General features: G+C 71.4%; 23 protein-coding genes, 1 tRNA gene and 2 pseudogenes. 15 read left to right on the top strand and 11 right to left on the bottom strand.

The window, feature by feature from the left end; all coding sequences use genetic code 11:
- Positions 1–91 precede the first annotated feature (91 nt).
- Both BU204_RS23355 and BU204_RS23360 read left to right on the top strand, forming a co-directional pair.
- On the top strand, positions 92–784 hold the full coding sequence (locus BU204_RS23355) for a response regulator transcription factor (RefSeq protein WP_075127869.1): 693 nt from the start codon (positions 92–94) through the stop codon (positions 782–784).
- A 4-nt stretch (positions 785–788) separates the two neighbouring features.
- The gene (locus BU204_RS23360) at positions 789–1,877 is read left to right on the top strand and encodes a sensor histidine kinase (protein WP_075127870.1); all 1,089 of its coding nucleotides are present in this window, start codon (positions 789–791) and stop codon (positions 1,875–1,877) included.
- Here the strand turns inward: BU204_RS23360 and BU204_RS23365 are convergent.
- The 3 genes from BU204_RS23365 to map form a co-directional block, all read right to left on the bottom strand.
- Positions 1,856–3,793: a GH25 family lysozyme gene (locus BU204_RS23365; RefSeq protein ID WP_075127871.1), complete on the bottom strand. Its 1,938-nt coding sequence runs from the start codon at positions 3,791–3,793 to the stop codon at positions 1,856–1,858. The two genes, BU204_RS23360 and BU204_RS23365, sit on opposite strands and share 22 nt — an antisense overlap.
- A 75-nt stretch (positions 3,794–3,868) precedes the next feature.
- Positions 3,869–4,876 carry a multidrug resistance efflux transporter family protein gene (locus tag BU204_RS23370; protein ID WP_198942971.1) on the bottom strand — a complete coding sequence of 336 codons (1,008 nt, stop codon included), beginning with the start codon at positions 4,874–4,876 and terminating at the stop codon, positions 3,869–3,871.
- Between the two features lie 207 nt (positions 4,877–5,083).
- Complete coding sequence (gene map / locus BU204_RS23375) at positions 5,084–5,908, bottom strand: type I methionyl aminopeptidase (protein WP_075127898.1); 825 nt, start codon at positions 5,906–5,908, stop codon at positions 5,084–5,086.
- Between the two features lie 86 nt (positions 5,909–5,994).
- Between map and BU204_RS23380 the strand changes: the two genes are divergently transcribed.
- The gene (locus tag BU204_RS23380; RefSeq protein WP_075127872.1) at positions 5,995–6,264 is read left to right on the top strand and encodes a helix-turn-helix domain-containing protein; all 270 of its coding nucleotides are present in this window, start codon (positions 5,995–5,997) and stop codon (positions 6,262–6,264) included.
- A 164-nt stretch (positions 6,265–6,428) separates the two neighbouring features.
- Positions 6,429–6,923: a MogA/MoaB family molybdenum cofactor biosynthesis protein gene (locus BU204_RS23385; RefSeq protein ID WP_075127873.1), complete on the top strand. Its 495-nt coding sequence runs from the start codon at positions 6,429–6,431 to the stop codon at positions 6,921–6,923.
- A 23-nt stretch (positions 6,924–6,946) separates the two neighbouring features.
- On the opposite strand, the gene BU204_RS23390 is transcribed toward BU204_RS23385, so the two are convergent.
- Positions 6,947–7,534 carry a TetR/AcrR family transcriptional regulator gene (locus BU204_RS23390; RefSeq protein WP_158073499.1) on the bottom strand — a complete coding sequence of 196 codons (588 nt, stop codon included), beginning with the start codon at positions 7,532–7,534 and terminating at the stop codon, positions 6,947–6,949.
- A gap of 128 nt (positions 7,535–7,662) precedes the next feature.
- Here BU204_RS23390 and BU204_RS23395 point away from each other — a divergent pair, with 128 nt between their 5' ends.
- The gene (locus tag BU204_RS23395) at positions 7,663–7,887 is read left to right on the top strand and encodes a DUF5708 family protein (protein ID WP_198942972.1); all 225 of its coding nucleotides are present in this window, start codon (positions 7,663–7,665) and stop codon (positions 7,885–7,887) included.
- Complete coding sequence (locus tag BU204_RS23400; protein ID WP_075127876.1) at positions 7,884–9,035, top strand: alpha/beta hydrolase family protein; 1,152 nt, start codon at positions 7,884–7,886, stop codon at positions 9,033–9,035. The genes BU204_RS23395 and BU204_RS23400 overlap by 4 nt, the downstream gene beginning before the upstream one ends.
- A gap of 149 nt (positions 9,036–9,184) precedes the next feature.
- Here the strand turns inward: BU204_RS23400 and BU204_RS40205 are convergent, their stop codons facing one another.
- The 3 genes and pseudogenes from BU204_RS40205 to BU204_RS23410 all read right to left on the bottom strand — a co-directional run bounded on the left by BU204_RS40205 (position 9,185) and on the right by BU204_RS23410 (position 10,682).
- Complete coding sequence (locus BU204_RS40205) at positions 9,185–9,343, bottom strand: hypothetical protein (protein WP_158073500.1); 159 nt, start codon at positions 9,341–9,343, stop codon at positions 9,185–9,187.
- A gap of 246 nt (positions 9,344–9,589) precedes the next feature.
- Positions 9,590–9,985: pseudogene (gene mscL, locus BU204_RS23405) on the bottom strand (large-conductance mechanosensitive channel protein MscL); the annotation flags it as partial.
- A 31-nt stretch (positions 9,986–10,016) separates the two neighbouring features.
- Positions 10,017–10,682 carry an SAF domain-containing protein gene (locus BU204_RS23410; RefSeq protein WP_083661555.1) on the bottom strand — a complete coding sequence of 222 codons (666 nt, stop codon included), beginning with the start codon at positions 10,680–10,682 and terminating at the stop codon, positions 10,017–10,019.
- Between the two features lie 39 nt (positions 10,683–10,721).
- Here BU204_RS23410 and BU204_RS42405 point away from each other — a divergent pair, with 39 nt between their 5' ends.
- Positions 10,722–10,973 (top strand): hypothetical protein, encoded by a 252-nt coding sequence (locus BU204_RS42405; RefSeq protein WP_332888590.1) that lies wholly within the window; start codon positions 10,722–10,724, stop codon positions 10,971–10,973.
- Positions 10,974–10,987: 14 nt separating this feature from the next.
- Here BU204_RS42405 and BU204_RS42410 read toward each other — a convergent pair.
- Both BU204_RS42410 and BU204_RS23420 read right to left on the bottom strand, forming a co-directional pair.
- Positions 10,988–11,158, bottom strand: a pseudogene (locus BU204_RS42410) (FmdB family zinc ribbon protein); the annotation flags it as partial.
- Positions 11,159–11,237: 79 nt separating this feature from the next.
- The gene (locus tag BU204_RS23420; RefSeq protein WP_075127878.1) at positions 11,238–11,807 is read right to left on the bottom strand and encodes a 5-formyltetrahydrofolate cyclo-ligase; all 570 of its coding nucleotides are present in this window, start codon (positions 11,805–11,807) and stop codon (positions 11,238–11,240) included.
- Between the two features lie 64 nt (positions 11,808–11,871).
- Here BU204_RS23420 and BU204_RS23425 point away from each other — a divergent pair, with 64 nt between their 5' ends.
- From BU204_RS23425 to BU204_RS23445, 5 genes are all read left to right on the top strand, one after another.
- Positions 11,872–12,801: a UTP--glucose-1-phosphate uridylyltransferase gene (locus tag BU204_RS23425; RefSeq protein ID WP_075127879.1), complete on the top strand. Its 930-nt coding sequence runs from the start codon at positions 11,872–11,874 to the stop codon at positions 12,799–12,801.
- A gap of 12 nt (positions 12,802–12,813) precedes the next feature.
- A complete protein-coding gene (gene glp / locus BU204_RS23430; RefSeq protein WP_075127880.1) occupies positions 12,814–14,037 on the top strand; it encodes a molybdotransferase-like divisome protein Glp in 1,224 nt (407 codons plus the stop codon).
- Positions 14,038–14,053: 16 nt separating this feature from the next.
- On the top strand, positions 14,054–14,707 hold the full coding sequence (locus BU204_RS23435; RefSeq protein ID WP_408608040.1) for a GNAT family N-acetyltransferase: 654 nt from the start codon (positions 14,054–14,056) through the stop codon (positions 14,705–14,707).
- Between the two features lie 95 nt (positions 14,708–14,802).
- Entirely contained in the window at positions 14,803–15,747 is a 945-nt protein-coding gene (gene sepX, locus BU204_RS23440; protein ID WP_075127882.1) for a divisome protein SepX/GlpR, read from the top strand.
- Between the two features lie 29 nt (positions 15,748–15,776).
- Positions 15,777–15,849: transfer RNA gene (locus tag BU204_RS23445), tRNA-Ala, on the top strand.
- A 185-nt stretch (positions 15,850–16,034) separates the two neighbouring features.
- Here BU204_RS23445 and BU204_RS23450 read toward each other — a convergent pair.
- Together BU204_RS23450 and BU204_RS41450 are read right to left on the bottom strand one after the other, a co-directional pair.
- Complete coding sequence (locus BU204_RS23450) at positions 16,035–18,047, bottom strand: ATP-binding protein (RefSeq protein ID WP_233160524.1); 2,013 nt, start codon at positions 18,045–18,047, stop codon at positions 16,035–16,037.
- A 50-nt stretch (positions 18,048–18,097) separates the two neighbouring features.
- The gene (locus BU204_RS41450) at positions 18,098–18,256 is read right to left on the bottom strand and encodes a hypothetical protein (RefSeq protein ID WP_233160526.1); all 159 of its coding nucleotides are present in this window, start codon (positions 18,254–18,256) and stop codon (positions 18,098–18,100) included.
- A gap of 266 nt (positions 18,257–18,522) precedes the next feature.
- Between BU204_RS41450 and BU204_RS23455 the strand changes: the two genes are divergently transcribed.
- From BU204_RS23455 to BU204_RS23465, 3 genes are all read left to right on the top strand, one after another.
- Positions 18,523–19,467 (top strand): NADP-dependent oxidoreductase, encoded by a 945-nt coding sequence (locus BU204_RS23455; protein ID WP_075127883.1) that lies wholly within the window; start codon positions 18,523–18,525, stop codon positions 19,465–19,467.
- Positions 19,468–19,486: 19 nt separating this feature from the next.
- Positions 19,487–20,437, top strand: a complete 951-nt coding sequence (locus BU204_RS23460) for an alpha/beta hydrolase (RefSeq protein ID WP_075127884.1) — start codon at positions 19,487–19,489, stop codon at positions 20,435–20,437.
- 241 nt (positions 20,438–20,678) lie between these two features.
- A partial coding sequence (locus BU204_RS23465) for a HAMP domain-containing protein (protein WP_143229673.1) occupies positions 20,679–21,643 on the top strand: 965 nt, incomplete at its 3' end.

Genomic DNA, 21,643 nt, shown 5'->3' on the forward strand with positions numbered 1-21,643 from the left:
CTCGCTCGCCCGCGTGCGGCGCCTTCCGCACGTCGTCTCCGCGCGGCCGCCCTGGCTGTGAACCATCTGCTGCCGACGAACTGGTGACGGAATGAACCCGCAGGCACGGGTGCTGGTCGTGGACGACGACCTCACCGTTCGGGACGTCGTGCGCCGTTACCTCGAACTGGCCGGGCACGAGGTGGCGCTCGCCGACACCGGTGAGGACGCGCTCGCCTGGATCGCCGGGAACGAGCCCGACCTGGTCGTGCTCGACCTGATGCTGCCCGGCATCGACGGGCTCGAGGTGTGCCGCCGACTGCGCCGGACCAGCGCGGTGCCGGTGGTGATGCTGACCGCGCTTGGCGAGGAGGAGGACCGGATCGCCGGTCTGCAGCTCGGTGCCGACGACTACGTGACCAAGCCGTTCAGCCCGCGGGAGCTGGCGTTGCGGGTCTCCTCGGTGTTGCGCCGCGCCGCCGCGACGACCTCGTTGCCGGACAAACCGCTGGTCGACGGCGACCTCCGGCTCGACACCGTGGCCCGCACGGCGACCTGGTGCGATACCGAGCTGTCCCTGACCTCGCGCGAGTTCGACCTCCTCGCGTTTCTGCTTTCCCACCCGGGGCGGGCGTTCACCCGCGAGCAGCTGCTGGAACGGGTGTGGGGCTGGGACTTCGGCGACCAGTCGACCGTGACCGTCCACGTGCGACGGTTGCGGGAGAAGGTCGAGCGGGAGCCGGCGAAGCCGACCCGGATCGTGACCGTGTGGGGGGTGGGGTACCGCTATGACACCCAGGCTTAGCCAGATGATCGACCCGAGCGAGTCGCTCGGCCAGCTGGTCACCCACGCACTGCACATCCTGCCGGTGGCGCTCGCGCTGGTCCTGCCGGTCGTGGCCGTGGGCGCGGTCGTGCTGTACCGGGTCAGCCGGGGGTCGCTGGGCACCGCGATGACCGTGCTCGTGCTCGTCCCCGTCGTCGCGCTGATGGCCGGGGTGCTCGGGGTCAGCGGCTTCATGTTCAACGCGACGCTGGCCACGATGGCGCTGGTGTGTCTGCTGGTGGTGCTGGTGACGCTGCCGGTCGCGCTGCTGCTCGGGCACGCGCTCGCCCGCCGGAGCGTGTGGGAGCGCGAGGCGCGGGAGCGGGAGCGGGCCGCCGAGGCGTCGCGGCGCGAGTTGGTCGCCTGGATCAGCCACGACCTGCGGACGCCCCTGGCAGGGATCCAGGCGATGGCCGAGGCGCTCGCCGACGGTGTCGTGTGGGCACCCGACGAGGTCGCCGGCTATGCGGGCCGCATCGGTACGGAGACCCGGCGACTGTCCGGGATGGTCGACGACCTGTTCGAGCTGTCACGGATCACCGCCGGTGCGCTACGGCTGACGATGGCCCAGGTGGCCCTGGGCGAGGTGGTGAGCGACGTGCTCGCCGCGCTGGCCCCGGTCGCACACCGCAAGCGGGTGCGGGTCCTCGCGGAGGCCGCGACGACCCCGGTCGTGCTCGGCAGCGACCCCGAGCTCGGCCGGGTCGTGCGCAACCTCGTGTCGAACGCGATCCGGCACACGCCGCCGGACGGCACCGTGACCGTGCACCTGGACGTCGAGGGTCGCGACGCGGTGCTCGCGGTGGACGACGGGTGCGGCGGCATCCCGGACGGGGAGCTGGCCCGGGTGTTCGAGGTGGCCTTCCGCGGTTCGGCCGCCCGGACCCCGGGGCGGGACGGGGAGGAGCAGCCGGGCGGGGGACTCGGCCTGGCGATCGCCAGGGGGTTGGTCGAGGCGCACCGCGGCCGGATCGACGCGCGCAATTACGGCCCCGGCTGCCGGTTCGAGGTCCGCCTCCCGCTCGCCGCCCAGCTGGCCGTGGCCTCCGGTCACCTGCGGGAGACGAAGTAGCCGGCCACGTCGGCAATCAGGTGGACGGTGCCGGCGTTGGAGTACACCCAGACCGTCGAACCGGGGCCGACCGCCGTGGACACCAGGGTCGACGCGGTCTGCCGGGTGACCAGGTTCAGGTTCGACGAGCGCGGCCGGGCCGGCGTGGCCGAGGTACGCGCGTAGACCGTCATGAAGGTGCCGGTGCTGGGCGAGACACCGGTCAGGTTGAGCACCGTGCCCGTGACGCCGAAGGCGGCCTGCCCCAGGGTGTTCAGCGCCAGTGCCTGGCCACCGCCGGACGCGGGGACCCAGGTCGGCCGACCGCCCCGGGTGTCGATCAACCGGCGCGGGGTGGTCGCGACGAACCGGGCCCCGCTGCCGGGTCGGTAGTAGCCGGCGACGTCGACGAGCAGGTGCACCGAGCCGGCGTGGTTGTACAGGTTGACCGACCGGCCCGCCCCCAGCCGCACGGTGACGAGGTTCGGCGTGGCCCTGCCGTCGGCGAGGTTGAGTGTCGACACCCGCGGGCGGGGACGCCCGGTGGGCCATGCCGTGACGAACGTCGGGCGTGCGGCGCCGACCCCGGTCACGGTCAACGTGACCGCGGTGGCGCCGGTGGGCACGACCGAGGACAGGTCGACCCGGCGGCTCGCTCCGGGACCGACCGCTCCGCCGGTCCTGCGGGTGTCCAGGACCCGGCGGGGTGTGTGTGCGGTGAACAGCGGTGTCGCGTCGGTGGCGTACCAGCCGGCCAGGTCGGCCAGGACGTGCGTTCCGCTCGCGCTGCTGAACAGCCGGAGTTTCCGCTCGCCGGTGAGCTGGACGGTCACCAGGTTGGGCCGGGTCTCGCCGGCGGCCAGGTTGAGGTTTGACACCGGCGGCCGGGGGGTGCCGTTGGGCCAGACGGTCAGGTAACCCGCACGGCTGGTCATCCCGGTGACGTTCAGCACGGCGGCCGTGGCCGTCCTGGGCAGCCGTCGGGACAGGTCCAGCAGGACGGTTCCCCCGGCGCCGAGCGGGGTCCTGCTGCCGACACCGACGGCGTTGCGGGTGTCGAGCACGCGGACCGGGTCGACCGCGGTGTAGCCGGCCGAGGCCGACGACCGGACCGCGAGCGCACGAAGGGTGTTCTCGCCGCCGCGGACGATGTTCCCGTCGGTCAGCGCGGAGATGCCTGGCACGGTGGCACTGCTGGTGTGTTGCCAGATCGCGTAGGTCGGCCAGCCGGAGGGCATCCGCGGCTTGGCCGCATAGGAGGCGACCCAGAGCGGGTTGCCGCTGAACGCCGAGGTGCCACCGGTGCAGTCCCGCCACCAGTAGGCGGCCGTGTAGATGATCGGCTGCACGCCGGTACGGCGCCGGACCTCGGCGAGGAAGTCCCTGATCCAGGCGACCATCTGGCTCTTGCTGAGGCCGTAGCAGGCGTTGGTGCCGTCCCGGTCGGCGTAGGGGTTCCACTCGATGTCGAGCGCGGGCGGCAGCGTGCGGCCGTCCTGCTGGTAGCCGACGCGGTCGACGAAGTAGCCGGCCTGGGTCCTGCCGGAGGACACGTTGGGGATGGCGAAGTGGTAGGCGTAGGTGTACATGCCGGCGGTCCGCGCGCTGGACCGGTCGCCGGTGTAGTAGGGGTTCGTGTAGTAGTTGCCCTCGGACGCCTTCACCGCGGCGAACCGGTAGCCGGCGCCGGCGACGCCGCGCCAGTTGATCGCGGCACCCTTGGGGTGCTGGTGGCTGGCGACGTCGATCCCGCGCACGTGCGGTGTCGCCGCCCGTGGCGCCTCCTCGGCCGACCCCCTGGCCCGCTCCTGTTCCTGTGCCGCGTCGAGCTGCGGGCTGTGCGTGTTGTCGACGTTGTCCCGGACGACCCCGTTCACCACGATCGGGCCCTCGTCCGCCGCGGCCGCCGTCACCGGCACCGCTCCGACCACCAGCATTACAACGAGTGCGAACTTTCCCAGACTTTTCATCGAGATCGGTATCGGCTACGCGACCGGACCACCTGAGTCGTTTCAGCCGGTCGGGCGACGTCCCACGAAGGAGTAGCCGAGAACACCCAGCGTGATCACCGCGATGCCGATCCAGGCCACCGCCCCCGGTGGCGCTGTCGACAGCACCAGGGGCTCGGCCAGCGCCACGAACATCACCTCGCCCGCCTGGGTCGCCTCCACCGCCGCGAGCCGCAGGGGGTTGTCCCGCACCCGACTGGTGGCCGCGAAGAACAGCGCGGTCGCGATCACCCCCGAGCTCAACGCGACGATTCCCGTGCTGGCGACCTGCGCGCCGTCGGGAAGCCCCGTCCGCGCCAGCCCGAGCGCCGAGAGCCCGATCCACCAGGGCAGGCTCGCGAGCGACAACGCCAACAGCCGCTGGAAGGTGTCCAGCCCGTCACCCGCGAGCTCCATCGACTTCCGGTTCCCGACCGGGTAGGCCACGGCCGCGACCAGCACTGCCGCGATCCCCACCAGAACCCCGGACCCCACGCCGCCCGGCGCCTGGACCACGGTCAGCCCGACCCCCGCGAGCACGACGGCCGAGAGCCCCAGGCCCGCCAGCGGAATCCGCCGCCGGTCCCGGTCCCGATACAACAGCGGAGCCACGAGCATCCCGCACACGATCGTGACCTGCCACACCGAGGCGACGAGCCACCCGGGCGCGAACCCGGCCGCGAGGCAGATGGGCGCGTAGAAGAGCCCGAAACCCACGGTGCTCCACACCAGCCAGCGCCAGGGCGCGTCCCCCAACGCCCGAACCACGCCGCCCAGCCCGCCACGAACCGCGACGATCAGCGCGAACACCGGCAACGACATGAGGAAGCGGAGGGAGGCGCTCCACTCCCAGGGGCCGCCGCCGAGCGCCATCCCGTGGTTGACGACGAAGGAGACGGAGAAGAAGAGAGCGGACAGCAGCCCCAGGCCCATAGCCGCCGGCAGCCCGGCGAGAGCGGTGGCGGTGCGCGACCGGCCTGTGCGTGATCGGGCGGCCTCGAGGGTGAAGGGCGCGGTCAGCGGGATGGTCACCGCCGCATTCTGCTGCCCGACCCACGCCTCGACTCCCAACTGTCGTCCCCGTCACGGCGAGCCCGCTCACCCCGCTCGTCACGGTCGGTCCGGGTCACGGTCGGTCCGGGTCACGGTCGGTCCGGGTCACGGTCGGCTCCGCGTCCCGGTCGGCCTCGCCGTGCCGTCCCTGTTCGTCGGACCTGCGGATGCGAACGGCCTGACCAGCTAGGCGTCTTCAGTGGAGACGCGACGGGCGGAACCACCCCGTGCGGCGGGCTCCTCGGTGTCGCGCCGGGTGAGCACCAAGGGGGCGTCCTCGGTGATGGCGACGGTGTGCTCGGAGTGGGCGGTGCGTGAGCCGTCGGCCGAGCGGATGGTCCAGCCGTCGTCGTCGTAGACGATTCGGTCGGTCGTGCGGGCGAGCCACGGCTCGAGCGCGAGGGTCATGCCCGGTCGGAGTTTCAGCCCGCGGCCCGCGCGCCCCTTGTTCGGGACGTGGGGATCCTCGTGCATCGTGCGGCCGATGCCGTGGCCACCGAACTCGGTGTTGACCGGGTAGCCGTAGTCGCTGGCCACGGCCCAGATCGCCGCCGAGATGTCGCCCAGCCGGTTGCCAGGGCGTGCCACCTCGATCGCCGCCTCCAACGCCTCCTCGGTGGCGCGGATGATCCGCAGGTCCTCCTCGGCGGCGTTCCCGACGATGATGGTGCGTGCCGAGTCGGCCACCCAGCCATCGATCCCGACCGCGAGGTCCGCGGTCAGCACGTCCCCGTCGCGCAGGACGTAGTCATGGGGGAGGCCGTGCAGGACGGCGTCGTTGACGGACAGGCAGATGACGTTGCGGAACGGGCCCTTGCCGAAGGACGGCGCGTAGTCCCAGTAGCACGACTCCGCCCCACGGCGTTCGATCATGCCGCGCACGTGGCGTTCGAGGTCGAGGAGGTTGACCCCGACGTCGGCGAGCCGACCGACCTCGGAGAGCGCCTCGGCGACGAAACGGCCTGCCACGTGCATGCGCTCGATCTCGGCGGGCGTCTTCAGCTCGATCACGAACACCTCACGGAGAAGCTGCCGGTATAGTAATACCGGAACCGTAACACTTGCCGGTATACTAATACCAGTCCTATTCTGGACGTATGGTCCGCCAGCCGCTGACACCCGAGCAGATCGAAGCCGGCCGGCGCCTGGGCGCCCTGCTGCGCCACGCCCGAGGCGGGCGCGACCTCGCGGAGGTCGCGAACGCGGCGGGCATCTCCCCCGAGACCCTCCGCAAGATCGAGACCGGTCGGCTCCCGTCTCCTGGATTCGGCACGATCGTCTGCCTCGGTGAGGCACTCAACCTGCCGGTACAGGAGCTGGCGGCCACCTGGCGCGGCAGCTACCTGCCGCTGGAAGCCGTCTCGTAGCCGCCGCTCCACGAGCGTGGGCAGGGTCCGCGGCAGGTAGCGAAGCCAGGCCTCCGCGCCTCCCGCCCCCCACGTCACCGAACCATCCGATACCCCCCGCCCCGCCCCGCGAGTTCGGCCACCTTCGGCCGACCCGCCACCGGGATCCGACTACGGTGACAGCCATGGAACGCAGCGCGCAGCGACTCGGCAGGGCCCTCATCGTGATCGTTGACGACCGGGTGGCCCACGGGGAGCACGAGGACAACGTCGGCCCGCTGGTGACCGAGCTGCTCGAGGAGGCCGGGTTCATCGTGGACGGCATCGTCGCGGTGGCGGGCGAGACTGTCGACATCCGCAACGCGCTGAACACCGCCGTGATCGGTGGAGCCGACCTCGTGATCACTGTCGGCGGCACCGGTGTGTCCCCGCGCGACGTGACGCCCGACGCCACCCAGGGCGTGCTGGACCGACCGATTCCCGGTATCGCCGAGGCAATCCGGTCCTCTGGTCTGGCCGCGGGCGCTGTGGACGGCGGTATCTCCCGGGGGCTCGTCGGCATCTCCGGCAGCACCCTGGTCGTCAACCTGGCCGGCTCGCGCTCCGCGGTCCGCGACGGCATGGCCACGCTCTCGTCCCTGGTTCCACACGTCATCGACCAGCTCTCCGGCCTCGACTAGGCGGGCCGGGGAGGTCGCCGGCCTCAGGGATGCCCGTCGCTCGGAGTGCCTTCGCCGGGACGCGTGCCCTGCCGAAGTGCAGCGAGCAGCACGTCGATCTGGCGGTCCAGCAGCATCTCCATGCGTTCGGGGGCGAGCCGACGGGGCTCGATGAGGCCGGTGGCGGCCAGCCCGTCGAGCATCGCGAGGAGCAGGGCGGCGTAGGTCCGGTCGGCCGCTTCCGGCGCCGTGTCCTGCCGGACGGCGGCGAACAGGCCGGCAAGGGTGTTCTCCAGCTCGGTCCAGGTGTCCTGGTGGTAGGCGGCGAGCTCGGGGTCTACGGCGGCCCGGGCGGCGAAGGCCAGCCAGACGCGGGCTTCCCTCGATCGTTCGGCGTCGAGCGGGACCAGCAGACGGCTGATCTCCCGCAACGCCTCGGCGGGCGGCAGACCGGCCCGGGCCTCTCGGACGCGCGCCCGTACCCCCTGGGTCACCGTCGCCATGGCCGCACGGAGCATGGCCTGCTTCGTGGGGAAGTGGTGCTGCACCATCCCCCCGGTCACCCCGACCTTGGCGGCGACCTGGCGCACGCTCACCGCCTCGAGCCCACCGTCGACGACAAGCGTGACCACTGCGCGGATGATCCGATCCCGGGCGGCGCTGTCCGCAGGTCCTTCCTCGTGCACCGGAATTGCCTCCATTACGACTGTATGGGACAGTGGGCACTGTCGTCATTACGATCGTAATGTGAGGGTGGAACGTGACGAAGAAGGCGCGGCGAGCTGCGGTGACCGAGCCGCTGATCGGAGCCGTCCTGCTGGTGGTCGGCCTGGTGCTGTACCTGACCACGGGAGACGTACACACCCCGGTGGTCACGCTCACCAAGGTGGGCCTCGTGCTGATGGTCGTCGGCGGAGCCGAGATCGTGGTGGCCCTCGCGCGCCTGGTGTTCGGCAGGCGCGGCCGGTCGGTGGAGAACTCATGACCCGCCGACTCATCCGGCTGCTCGTGGCCGCCGGGCTTGCCGCATCGGTCACCGTCGGTTCGGCGGTTCCGGCCGCGGCGCAGAGCCGGCCGACCGAGCGCGGTCGTCCCGCCTGGGCCGGCACGGTCCTGTTCGCCCAGCCAGTGAGCACCACTACCCAGTACCCGGTCGGCACGCGGGCCCATCGGATCACGTACCTGTCCACGACGTCCGCCGGTCTACCGACCGTGGTGACCGGGCTGGTGCTGGTCCCGCCCGGCGAGGTACCGGCAGGCGGGCGTCCGGTCATCGCCTGGGGTCACGGCACGACCGGGATCGGTGACGCCTGCGCCCCGTCCCTCGTCGAGGGCGCTGGTGCCTACTACGAACGAACCCTTGCCCGATTCCTGACCGCGGGCTACGCGGTCGCGGCGACCGACTACCCAGGACTCGGCACACCCGGCGAGCACCCGTACCTCGTTCCGGAGCCGGCGGCCCGCTCGATGATCGACGCGGTGGTTGCCGCGCGCCGCCTCGCGCCCGACCTGTCCACGCGCTGGCTGGCAGCAGGCCACTCGCAAGGTGGGCACGCTTCGCTGGCCACCGCCGAGATCGCCGACGACTACGACGGCGCGCTCCGGTTCCGCGGCGCGCTCGCCTACGCCCCGGCGCCGAACGTGGGCGACGAGCTGGACTACCTGGCCGAGTTCAGGCCGATCGAGCAGGCGTTCTACACGATGATGCTGATCGGGCTGCACGCCGAGCACCCGGAGCTGCGTTATGCCGACTACCTCGGCCCCCGCGCGCGGACCCTGCTCCCCGCGGCCCGGACACTCTGCTTTGACGACCTGGCGGCCCGGTTCGAACAAGCCCAGGTGCCCGGCGAGGAGTTCGTGCCCCGTGACCACGCGGCGATGGCGCGGCTGCGCGGCTGGTTCGACGACGCCGCGATCGGCCAGCGCTCGACCGACGGGCCGGTGCTGGTCGCCCAGGGTGACAGCGACCAGATCGTGCCGAGGGAGCTGACCGACCAACTCGTCGCCGCCTACCGCGGACACGGCTCACAACTCGACTACCGCGTGTATCCCGACGCCGACCACGGAGGAGTGCTCGAGGCCGCCGCCCCGGACACGGTCCGCTGGCTCGCCGACCACACCGACAGCCCCTGACGCGAGAACTGCTTTGCGCGGTCCGCAGCGGGCGTGCTCACCCGGCCTCCGAAGAAACGGCAACGGCTCCTGCTGCCGCTCCCGCCTCGGGCGGACATCTCACCAGCCTGGGCATCAAGGCCAAGCGCTGCTACTCGTGCAGCCGAGCGTCAGCCGCGGTCGTGGTGCGGCGGGCGGTTCCGCTCGTACCACGACTCGCGGTCCTCCTCCTGACGTTCGCCCTGGTCGGTCCGCTCGTCCGCGGTGGTGTCCGGCAGGACGTCACCGAAGATCTCGTCCAACCGCCGCCGTCCGGTCTTCTCGTCCACCAGGCCATTCTCCCGCAGGCTCAGGTGTCGGACCCCGGGCTATCGGGGCGCCACATGATCCATAGGCATCTCCTGGAGAGACGTGGCTCAGTAGCCGGGGGAGCCGGGACGCTGGGTGCCGGGACCCGGAGGCTGCTGGGGCGGGTACTGGCCGGGGGCCGGCTGGTGCGGGTACACGGGCCCGGTGGGCTGTGCGGGCGGGGGCGTCTGGGGCTGGAACCCCTGAGGCTGGAACCCCTGAGGCTGGCCCTGCTCACGCTGCTGCTGGAGCAGGTCGCGGATCTCGATGAGCAGTTCGACCTCCGACGGCTCGGACGGGCCTTCCTCCTCGCCCCGCTTGCGGCGCTCCTGGATCTTCTTCAGCGGGTAGACGAGCATGAAGTACACCACCGCAGCGACGATCAGGAAGTTGATGATCGCGGTTATCACCGCCGCGAAGTCCACCGTGGACTTTGGGTTGCCGTCGACGATGGTCCACGCCAGACCACTGACGTTGGCGCCGCCGATCGCGGCGATCAGCGGTTGGATCAGGTGCTCGGTGACCGAGGTGACGATCGCCGTGAACGCGGTGCCGATGACCACCGCGACGGCGAGGTCGATCACGTTGCCGCGCATCAAGAAGTCCTTGAACCCCTTCAGCACGTGCATGCTCCTAACTCACTCGGGTGCAGGGCTATCGAAGCGTAACCGCGACAGGCTGTTCGAGCGTGACGGACGCGAGCCGGGTGGCCTCCCTTCGGGGTACGGCGATCACAACGAGCGCCCCGGGCCCGTCGGCGCCGCGGTCAGCGCGAACGGTCACGACCGTGGCGCCCGCGGCCAGCAGGACCGGTGAGCCGTCGTGGGGGGAGGCGGTGACGACGTCGACCCGCGCGCCCGGCGACAGCAGCGACGCGACCTCCGGATCGGACAGGCGCACCGGCACGGCGACCGCGGTTGGGTCCCGCGAGGTGAGCCTGCTGTTCTCCGCGCCGACCAGCCGGGCTCGGGTGAGTGGCTCCCCGCGGGCCACCGGCGCGGCCAGCGTCCGGCCGTTGGCCTCGGCGACCGCCGTGAGGGCGGCGTCGGGTCGGAACGGCTCGGGAGGGTGCACGACCCGGAGGTCGGAGGGCTGCAGGCTCGAGCCCGGCGCCAGGTCGCGGGCCGCGACCAGCATGGGTGCCGTGGGCTCGCCGCGGGCCAGCGGCTGCGGACGCAGTGCGAGAACGGCGGCCAGCAGCACCAGGAACACGGCGAGCAGTCGTCGAGGCGCGACGAGGCGTGGCCAGCCGCGAGGAGTCAGCAGCTGGCGCAGGCGGTCACGGGTGAGCGGGCGGAGCGGGGTGGGTCGAGGTGTCATACCCCCGACGCTAGGGCCGGGGGGACGTGCCTGGGGGGCGTGGTTCGCGAACTGTGGACAACTGAAGCAGTTGTGGATAACTCGCGATGTCAGGACGCGACGGCGGCCTTGCTCGTGGATGATGAGGACGAGGAGGACGTCGACGACGAGGACGAAGAGGACGACGACGAAGAGCTCGAGTCGGAGGACTTGCTCTCGGACGACGACGAGGAGGAGGTGGAGGACGAGGAAGAGTTCGAATCAGCCTTGGCGGTGCTCGACGAGGACTCCTTGCGGCTGTCCGTGCGGTAGAAACCGCTGCCCTTGAACACCACGCCGACCGAGCCGTAGAGCTTGCGCAGCTGGCCAGAGCACTCCGGGCACTCGGTGAGCGAGGCGTCGGTGAAGGACTGCACCGCCTCGAAGCGGTGCTCACACGCCTTGCACGCGTACTGGTAGGTGGGCACTGGCCGCTCCCTCTCCGGAAATCCTGGCACTCGACTCAAGAGAGTGCTAAGTCCATTCTGCGACAGCCCCAGCCCGGAGCGCAAACGTGCTCCAGTGATTCTGGCAACGTCACACGAACCGGAGTAGACCGCGGTTCGGGGTCAACACCGCCGACATCCGGACGTCGTGCGGCTCGCTCGGCAGGGCCTCGAAGATCTCCTGGTCGCGGACCACGGCCACGAGCTCGGTCCCGTTCGAGGCGAGCGGTAGTGACTGGTCGTAGTGCCCGGCGCCCCGGCCCAGCCGGATCCCGTTCCGGTCGACCGCGAGCGCGGGCACCAGCACCATGTCCGCGATCCGCAGTGCGGTGACGCCGAGCAACTCGCCATTGGGCTCCCGCAGCCCGTAGGGCCCTGGCACCAGCGAGTCCTTGCCCGCGTACCACCCCCATTCGAGGGCGCCTCGACCGATCACGACCGGGAGCAGCACCCTGGCCCCGAAGTCGTGCAGGTCGTCGAGCATCTGCACCGAGCCGGGCTCGGACGCGATCGGCACGAACGCGCACACCGTTTGACCTGGTCGGACGACACGTCCGCTGGTGAGATGACCGGACAGGGAGATGGCTTCCTCGAAGCGAACACTGGCCGGAACGCGCCGCCGCTCGGAGAGCAGCTCCTTGCGCCACCGCCATTTGGTCATTGCGGCAGTCTGTTCGCGATCACTCCCAGGCCGGGCCACGAACATGAGGTTAGGCTGGCTGTCCATGGCGCCCTCTACCGCAGTCAGTTCCGATACCGGCTCCACCTCGGCAGGTGGCTTCAGGACGGCCATCGTGCCGGCCGCCGGGTTGGGCACACGTTTCCTCCCCACGACCAAGGCCGTGCCGAAGGAACTGCTGCCTGTTGTCGACACCCCGGGAATCGAGTACGTCGCCGCCGAAGCCGCCGAGGCCGGCGCGCGGAGATTGGTCATCGTGACCTCCCCGGGTAAGGATGCTGTCGCGCAGTACTTCCAACGACAGCCCGAGCTCGAGGAAACGCTGGAACGTCGAGGCAAGACCGAGCTGCTCGACAAGGTCCGGCGCGCGCCCAACCTCCTCGAGGTGGAGACCGCCATCCAGGAGGAGGCCCTCGGCCTCGGCCACGCGGTCGGCTGCGCCGAGCCCAACCTGCGCCCCGACGACGACGCGGTCGCGGTCCTGCTCCCCGACGACCTGGTCCTGCCGACCGGCGTCCTCGGCCGGATGACCCGCGCCAGGGCCGAGCACGGCGGCACGGTGCTCTGCGCGTTCGACATCCCCAAGGACCAGATCTCCGCCTACGGCGTGTTCGACGTCGAGGACACCGACGACCCGGACGTCAAGAAGGTCAAGGGCATGGTGGAGAAGCCGCCCGCCGACCAGGCGCCGTCCACCTTCGCCGCCGCCGGCCGCTACCTGCTCGACCGGGCGGTCTTCGACGCCCTCAAGCGGATCACCCCCGGCGCCGGCGGCGAGCTCCAGCTCACCGACGCCGTCGCGCTGTTGATCGAGGAAGGCCACCCGGTGCACGTGGTGGTCCACCGCGAGGGACGTCACGACCTGGGCAATCCTGGGGGCTTCCTGCGTGCCGCCGTGGACTTCGCGCTGTCCCACCCGGAGTATGGGCCCGACCTGCGCGAGTGGCTGCGCGGGCGCGTGGAGGCCAACGACTAGGCGGGGTCGGGAATGAGGTCAGTCGACGAGCAGCTCGGTCGGGCGCTTGCCGCGGCGGTCCGGCCCGCACCGGTGCGGGTGGCCATCTCCGAGGCGCAGGGCCTGCTCTGCGCCGAGGAGGTCGTCGCGGAGCGCGCGCTGCCCGGGTTCGACCAGGCGGCGGTGGACGGGTACGCCGTGCGCAGCGTGGACGTGCAGGCCGCCGGCACCGAGCCGGTGCTGTTGCCGGTCGTCGGCGAGATCCCGGCCGGCTCGCGGCAGCCACGGCGCCTGCAGCCGGGCCAGGCGGTTCGTGTCGACACCGGCGCGCCGTTGCCCACGCTCGCCGACGCCGTCGTGCCGCTCGGCTACACCGACGGCCACCACGCCCGGGTGACGGTGAACCAGCCGGTGCCCTCGGCCGCGTTCGTCCGGCGGACGGGCGAGGACGTGCAGACCGGTGACGTCGCGGTGCGCCGGGGCTCGCCGATCGGAGCCGCCCAGGTCGGCCTGCTCGCCGCGGTCGGCCGGTCGAAGGTACTGGTCTACCCCCGGCCCCGGGTGTCGGTGATCTCCCTGGGCGACGAGCTGATCGACATCGACCGCACACCCGGCCAGGGACAGGTCTACGACGTCAACTCCTACTCGCTGGCCGCCGCCGCCCGCGACGCCGGCGCCGAGGTGAACCGGGTCGGCATCGTGCCCGGCGACACCCGGCGCCTTCGGGAGACGGTCGAGGGTCGGCTGCTGCTCTCGGAGATCGTGGTGATCGCCGGCGGGGTCGGCGGCGACCAGTCCGAGGAGATCCGCTCGGCGCTGTCCGAGCTGGGGGACGTGGACCTGACCAGGGTGGCCATGCACCCCGGCTCCGTGCAGGGCTTCGGGCGGCTGGGGCCCGACGCGGTGCCGACCTTCCTGCTGCCGTCGAACCCGATGAGCGCGCTCGTGGTGTTCGAGGTGATGGTCCGCCCGCTGATCCGCGCCGCCCAGGGCAAACGCAACCCGCACCGGCGCCAGATCAGCGCACGGCTGCTGTCGCCGATCACCTCGGTCAAGGGGCGCCGGGGGTTCCTGCGCGGACAGTTGCTCCGCGACGAGAGCAACGGGGAGTATCTCGCCCAACCGCTCGGCATGTCCGGCTCGCACCTGCTCGCCTCGCTCGCCGAGGCGAACTGTTTGATATTGGTGGACGAGGAGACGACCGAGATCGTGCTCGGCGAAGAGGTACAGGTCAGTTTCCTGGCGCAACGTGGCTGAAGGGACGGCCCGCGGGGTGAGTTGGTCGGTGCCGCAGGGGCGGCATCCGGGGTGGCCGGCCAGGCTGGGGCCGTTACGGGTGGGCGCCGGCGTGGTCGAGGTGCGCCCGCCAAGGCTGTTCGACGCCTCGGCATGGAGCGCGGTGCGCCGCCGAGACCGGTTGCACCTGGAGAGCTGGGAGCCGACGGTCCCCGGCAGCTGGAACGACAACAACGGGCCACTCGCCTGGCCCGGGCAGTGGTCCACCCTGCGCGGGCTCGGTCGCCGGGGCCTGTCCCTGCCGTTCGTGATCCTGGTCAACGGCCAGCTGGCCGGGCAGGTCACGGTGGGTAACGTCGTCCGCGGGTCACTCTGCTCGGCCTGGATCGGGTACTGGGTGGGCACCCATGTGACGGCCGGCGGCGTGGCCACGGGGGCGGTCGCCCTGGTCGTGGACCACTGCTTCCGCGCGGCGGGACTGCACCGGCTGGAGGCGACAGTCCGCCCGGAGAACCAGGCGAGCCTGCGCGTGCTGGGCAAACTCGGTTTTCGCGAAGAGGGTTTCTTTCGCCGTTACCTGGATGTCGCCGGCGGTTGGCGCGATCATCTCTGTTTCGCATTGACCACAGAGGACATTCCGAATGGACTGGTAGCGGGCCTGGTGGCCCAGGGCCGCGCTCAGCTGCTTTGATCGCCCCGGCGCGCCTCCGACACTGATGTGACTGTTGTGACTAACGTGGCGTCGGACGTGGTCGCGGGAGTCGTCACCGGGGGAGGTGTCGGGGCATGCCCAGCTCACTTGTCGTGGTCGCGTTGGTGCTGGCCTGGCTCGTCGTCCTGGTGCCGATGATCGTCCGAAAGCGTCAGGAGGTCGCGAAGACCGCGGACTCGGAGCTCGCGGCCAGGGTGGTCCGCAGCGGCAGCGGTGAGGCCGCCGCCGAAGGGGAGGCCGCCGTGCCGGACGCCGACGCGGTCGACGAGGATTTTGGTGACGATTTCGTCGCCAATGAGAACGACGACCCCGAAGCGGTTCACGAGGACGCCCCGGTCGACGAGAATGTCGCCGACGACGTTCCGGAGGATACCGCCCATGACGCCGATGACGAGGACATGACCACCCGGTACTACGACGAGGCGGACCTGGGCTACGCGCCCCGGTACCGCCCTGGTCGTGGCGGCTTCGACCCCGAGGCGGCCGCGGTGATGGCGCGCGCGAAGTACGCCTTCCGCCAGCGGGTCGTGCTCGCGATGCTCGTCGGGTCCGTGGTGACCGCGGTCGTGGCCGGCGTCGCGTACCCGGTGCTGTGGTGGGGCCACGGCCTGATCGACGTCGTGTTGGTGTCCTACCTGGTCTACCTGCGCCGGCAGGTGCGGATCGAGACCGAGATCCGGGAGCGGCGGCTCGCCCGGATGCAGCGCGTCCGCCGCGCCCAGGCCGCCGCGGCCCGCTCCCGGCCGGCCGAGCCCGTCTACCACCAGCCTCCCGCCGGCTACGCGCCGATGGAGGAGGAGTACGAGGACGAGGGGTACGCGGAGTCGTACGAGGAGCCCTACCAGCCCTACGACCCCGAGCAGGACCACGGCCCCCGTGAGCGCGTGGCCGACGGACCCGCCCGCCCGCAGGTCACCCGGGCGGGTGCCGTCCTGGTCGAGCCGGACGACGAGGACCCGGCGTTCGACGAGCTCGGCGATCCCGGCGCGCTGCCCTACCGGCGCGCGGTCGGCGAGTAGCGGCCTGATACGCTGTCGCGGCACCACCAGGGGCTGTAGCGCAGTTGGTAGCGCGCCTCGTTCGCATCGAGGAGGTCAGGGGTTCGATTCCCCTCAGCTCCACGACCTCTGGCCGATCCTGCTCGCTTGCTGACACAAGCTCGCCGGGTCGGCCGTCATTGTTTTGCGGGGGCGACCCCCGCAGACCCCACGGTGCGTGCGGTGCAGGACCCGGCGTGGCCTTCGTCCCGGGAATTCTCGTTTTTACGTCGGTTTGTCACGCACGTCCGGTGTTGCTTCGACCGCGCTCAGCGCTGCTCAGCTCGTAGCAGTTGTTCGGTGAGGCGTTTCTTGGCCAGGGCGAGGTGGCGCCGGTAGGTGCCGTAGGGCACCCCGAGTCGTCGGGCCGCGGCTTTGTGGGTGCGGGACGCCGCGATGTAGGTGGCGGTGAGAGCTTCATGTGCCTTGACGCCGGCGGCGTCGGTCCGCAGCGTGTCGAGGGCAGTGCTGATGGCGGCGCGTAGGTCCGCGGCCGGGTCGGTCGAGTCCGGCGGCACCAGGTGGGAGTGCAGCAGGACGCTGGTCGCGAACTCGCGGGGGGTGTGCCAGGTGCGCAGGGCCTCGAGCACGCCTTCCTCGAACACCGCGCGCGGGAGTTGGTCGCCCGGACCAGTGGCGGAGGCGGTCTCGGGCCAGGGCGCCATGGGCGTGGCGGTGGCGCGAGCCCGGTGTTGCACCCACTGTTCCACCGTTTGTCGCCGCCAGTCCCGGCCGAAGACATGCTGTCGCCGCCCGCCGACGTCCACGGCCGCTACCTCGCTCAGCCCGGCCTCGGCGAGGTAGCGCCGCCATCGGTCACCGTCCTCGAAGACGGTGAAGGTCACCGCGCGTCCGCGGACCCTCATCTCTTCGGCGATGGTGCGCCGGCTGATCAGGTCCATCAGGGGCGAAGGATGCTGGTGCCGGTCGGGCTGTACCGCGAAGCGGCGGATGCCCAGGTGCTCGCCCGGCCCCAGCGGAGCGGTCGCCTCGACGAGATCCCAGACCGCCGCGATCACCGGGTCCTCGGCGCGGTCCTCGGGCAGCGGCGCGTCCAGCCGCAGGATGGCCATGAACGACACGGGTGCGGCGGAGCCCGCGTAGCGGTACACGCGAAACGCCTCCGGCTGGCGGCGCACCCAGTGCGCGACCGCGACCGCCGACGCCTGGCCCTCGGCCTTCTGGGCCATGCGCAGCACGCCGGGCACGTCTTCTGGCCGCAGGGGGGTGTCCTCGACGTGCGGATGCGGTCGCCAGTCGTAGCGGTCGTCCGGGCCGCCCTGCTCGCGGAAGAGGAACATCCACTCCGCGGCCCGCAGGAGCGCGTCGTCCTCGGCGGCGGAACGCACCGCCTGCAGGCCCGCGAGCGAGACGCGGACGCGGACGTCGTCGTAGCGCTCGGGATCCCGCCAGCGCAGGTCAGCCTCGAGCGTCGCGCGCACAGCGTCGTGCGGGTACAGCCCTTCTGGCGTGGCCTCGACATAGGGCAGCTGACGCAGCCAGGAGAACACTGCCGCGGTGTCCTCGTCGCCCAGCACCGACCGCAGCAGGGGCTCGCGGGTGACATAGGCCTGCGCGACGACCTCGAGGGCACGCCGGTGGAGGGCACTCGGCAGGTCACCCACCAGCCGCTCGACGAGGGTGGTCAGCACGTCACCGGTGGGCTTCCACGGTACGCCGGGTGCCGCGGCCGGCACGGACGCGGCCAGCGAGAGGGCGAGCGGGCTGCCGCCGGCGAAGGCGACGAAGGAGTCGCGCTGCTCGGCGGGGACACCACGGGCGGCGAGCAGCGCGTCGGACTGGGCGGCGTCGAGCGGTCGCACGGCAAGTGCGGTGAACAGCCGTGCCCACCCTGGGTCCAGCGACCATTCGACGTCGGGGGCGACCCTGCTGGCCAGAACCGCGATCACCCTGTCGGCGAGCCGCGGCAGGAAGGTCTCACGCAGCCACGCCTCGAGGGGTTGGCACTGCTCGAAGGTGTCGATGAGCAGCACCGCGCCGGGTTCGGCGCACGCCGGCATGGCGGCCTCCTCCAGCCGGCGCGGATCGGCGTCGACGAACCGGGCGTCGACGTGCACCACGCGGCGGCCGGTGAGCTCGGCCTGGTGGGCGGCGTAGCGCAGCAGCGAGGACTTGCCAATGCCGCCGGGGCCGTGGAGGTAGGCCACGAGTGGCGCGTCCGCCGCTCCGGACAGCATCCGGTCGAGCACCGCGCGCTCCGGTTCCCGGCCCACCAGTGCACCGGCGCGTGCCTCGGCCAGCCGCCTCGCCAGTCCCGTCACACCCAACCCGGCTCCTCTCGTCAGGCTTGTCTCGCCGTCGAAGACCCGGCTCATGACGCGCTTCGGGGGCGAGGCGCGGCCGAGCGCGGCGGCGTCGAGCGCATGTGGCTGCGCACCGGCCCCAGCAGGTCCGCGAGGCTGGCCACCTCGATGAGGTCGAAGTACGCGCCGAGCTGCACGGGATCGAGCGACGGCGGCGAATCAGGCATGGACCTCAGTGTACTGCTTCGAATTCGAAGATCATGGCGCTGTCGGGCCGGTGTGAGCGTCCGATGTGGGCAGTGTTGGGCGCGAGTGAGCACCGCGGGACGTGGAGATCGGGCAGTGGCGTCGCGGAGGGTGGCGAGCAGGAGGACGGTGTGCCGCCGCTCGCCCAGCGGTGAGGGACGCCACTTGCTTCGAATTTGAAGCAGTAGTACTATTCCTGACAGATGCTTCGAGTTCGAAGCAATCGCTCGATGAAGGTGAGAATCCGATGAAGGCAGTGCGTTTCCACGACTACGGCGACCCCGACGTCCTGCGCTACGAGGACGTGGAGCAGCCCGTCCCCGGAGCCGGCCAGGTCCGGGTCCGCGTCGCCGCGACGTCGTTCAACTCCGTGGACGGCAACATCCGCGGAGGGTTCATGCGCGGCCCCATCCCGGTGACGTTGCCGCACACTCCCGGCTTCGACGTCGCCGGCACGGTGGACGCGCTCGGCGAGGGAGTGGCCGGTCTCGAGGTCGGTGCCGAGGTCATCGGGTTCCTGCCGATGGACAAGACCGGCGCGGCCGCGGAGTACGTCCTCGCGCCGGCGGAGGTCCTGACGTCGGCACCCACGACCGTCCCGCTGCCGGACGCCGCCGCGCTGCCGGTGGTGGGCCTGACCGCGTACCAGGCGCTGTTCGACCACGGCAACCTGGAGGCCGGACAGCGCGTGCTGATCAACGGCGCCGGCGGTGCGGTCGGTAGCTACGCCGTGCAGCTGGCCAAGAGGGCCGGAGCCCACGTCATCGCCACCGCCAGCCCCCGCAGTGCCGAGGCGGTCACCTCCGCCGGGGCGGACGAGATCGTCGACCACACCACCACCCGGGTCACCGACGCGGTGACCGAACCCGTCGACCTGGCGCTCAATCTCGCCGCGATCGACCCCGCCGAGCTGACCGCGCTCGCCGGCCTGGTTCGACCCGGCGGGGCCGTGGTGAACACGACGGTGTGGATGCCGGCGCCGTCCGACGAGGAACGCGGCGTGCGCGGCATCGACCTGTTCGTCCGCAGCGACGCCGACCAACTGGCGAAGCTGGCGGCGCTGGTCGACCGCGGTGAGCTGCGTGTCGACGTTGCCGAGCGGGTGCCGCTGTCCGAGCTGCCGGCGCTGCACGCCCGGGCCGCCGAAGGCGCGGTGCACGGCAAGGCCGTCGTCGTCCCGCCCGCGGCCTGAGTCCGAAAGGCAGAGAACCATGTCCCTGAGCCTCGACCCCCAGATCGCCGAGGCGCTGGCCCCGATGGCCGGCGCGATGGCAGACGCGACGCCACCCGCGGTAGGCGACATCGCCGCGCGCCGCGCCATGTGGGAACCGATCATCGGCGCCGCCGGAGCGGCGCAGCCGATCCCGGCCGACGTGGAGACGAGCGAGCACTACGCGACCGCCGACGACGGCGCCCAGATCAGAATGCGCTGGTACGTCAAGAACGGCGCGACACCGGGCCCGGCCGTGCTGTTCTTCCACGGCGGCGGATACATCTTCGGCCACATCGACCTGTTCGAGGGGCCGGTCGCCCGCTACGTCTCCGCCAGCGGCGTGCCGATGCTGTCAGTGGAGTACCGCCGTGCCCCCGAGCACCCCTTCCCGATCCCGCTCGAGGACTCCTACGCGGCGCTGCGCTGGCTGCACGAGCACGCCGCCGAACTGGGTGTCGACCCCGAGCGAGTCGGTGTGATGGGCGACAGCGCCGGCGGCGGCCTGGCGGCAGGGCTGACGATCCTTGCCCGGGAGCGGGGCGGCCCGCGGATCGCCCGCCAGATCCTCATCATGCCGATGCTCGACGACCGTCCCTCCACTCCCGACCCGCACATCGCGCCCTACGCGCTGTGGTCCTACGACGACAGCCGCACCGCGTGGCCAGCGCTACTCGGCGACATCGCTGGCGGCCCCGACGTCCCCGCCACGGCGGCGCCCGCTCGGCTCGAGGACGCCACCGGCCTCCCGGCGGCCTACATCGAGGTAGGCCAGCTCGACGTCTTCCGCGACGAGGACACCGCCTATGCCACCAAGCTCAGCCGCGCCGGCGTGCCGGTCGAGTTCCACCTGCATCCCGGCGCCCCACACGAGTTCGACTCCATCGCCTTCAACTCCGACGTCGCCCGGCGCGCCATCGCCGACCGCATCCGAGTCCTCACGTCGATCTGAACCGCGACCACCCAGCTCGAGACGGCTTCATCCCGCGGGATGAGGCCGTTTTCGTGTTTCCGCCCACCTCCTCAGTCCTTCACGCTCCGTGCGCGCGCCGACTCGCTCGGGTTGATTTGGCTCTCGACCGGGTGAACGTGCGGCACCGCACATGGCGGGGGGCTCAGATCGGACGACCAGCTGCCGTTCTCCCGATCGAAGAGTCACCCCCATCTACTGCCACGACTGAAGGGCATCGCTCATGACCAACGTGAACGCCGGCGCGAAGCCGGCTCGACCGGGGCGGGTGTCCAGGTTGCTGGCGGACCGCTCACTCGCCACGAAGATCCTCGCCGCCGTCGCGCTGCCGGCCGTGGTGGCGGTCGTCGTGGCTGTGCAGGGAATCGGGGTCGCCGCCGACGGCGCGGACACTTCCCACCGGATCGGCAACAACGTCACGGCGCTGCACAAGATCGAGGAGATGTCGGCCAGCCTCTCCGACGCCACCGAGGCTGCGGTCGCCTCGATGATCGACACCGACGCCGCCACGACGAAGGCCATTCTGGACGCCTTCAGCGAGCACATCGCCACGGGTGAGAAGCGGATTTCCGACTTCCAGGCCAGCAACGCCGCCAACTCCGAGTTCAGCGCGGTGCCCGCCGAGGTCGTCCAGCAGCTCGCCGACTCCGTCAGCGAGATCCACGACGTGGTCGACCAGGAGATCACCCCGCTGGTCCAGGCCGACAACTTCAACCAGGCGCTCGGCATCTACGCGGGCAAGGTCATGCCGCTGATCGACGAGCTGGACAAGCTGACCGAGCAGATGAACCAGGAGGAGATGGCCGACGCGGCGGAGGAGGTCACCGCCGTCGAGGCTGAGCGCGACAGCAACTTCCTGACCGCGCTGATCTTCCTGGTGGTCGGCTTGGGCCTCGCGGCCGGCGCTGCGCTGTTCATCGTTCGCGGGATCACCCGTCCGCTGCGCGAGGTGTCCACCGTGCTCGACGCGCTCGCCCACGGCGACCTGACCAAGCGGGTGCAGGTGTCCTCCAAGGACGAGGTCGGCGTGATGGCCACGGCCCTGAACACGGCCACGGAGAGCATGAAGGAGACCGTCTCCGCGATCTCCCAGGGGATGGTCTCCCTCGAGGCCTCCTCGCAGGAGCTGTCGACCGTGGCGACCCAGGTTGCCGCCAGCGCCGAGGAGACCAGCGCCCAGGCCGGTGT

Origin of the sequence: Actinophytocola xanthii, assembly GCF_001921205.1 — a bacterium.
GTDB lineage: Bacteria > Actinomycetota > Actinomycetes > Mycobacteriales > Pseudonocardiaceae > Actinophytocola > Actinophytocola xanthii.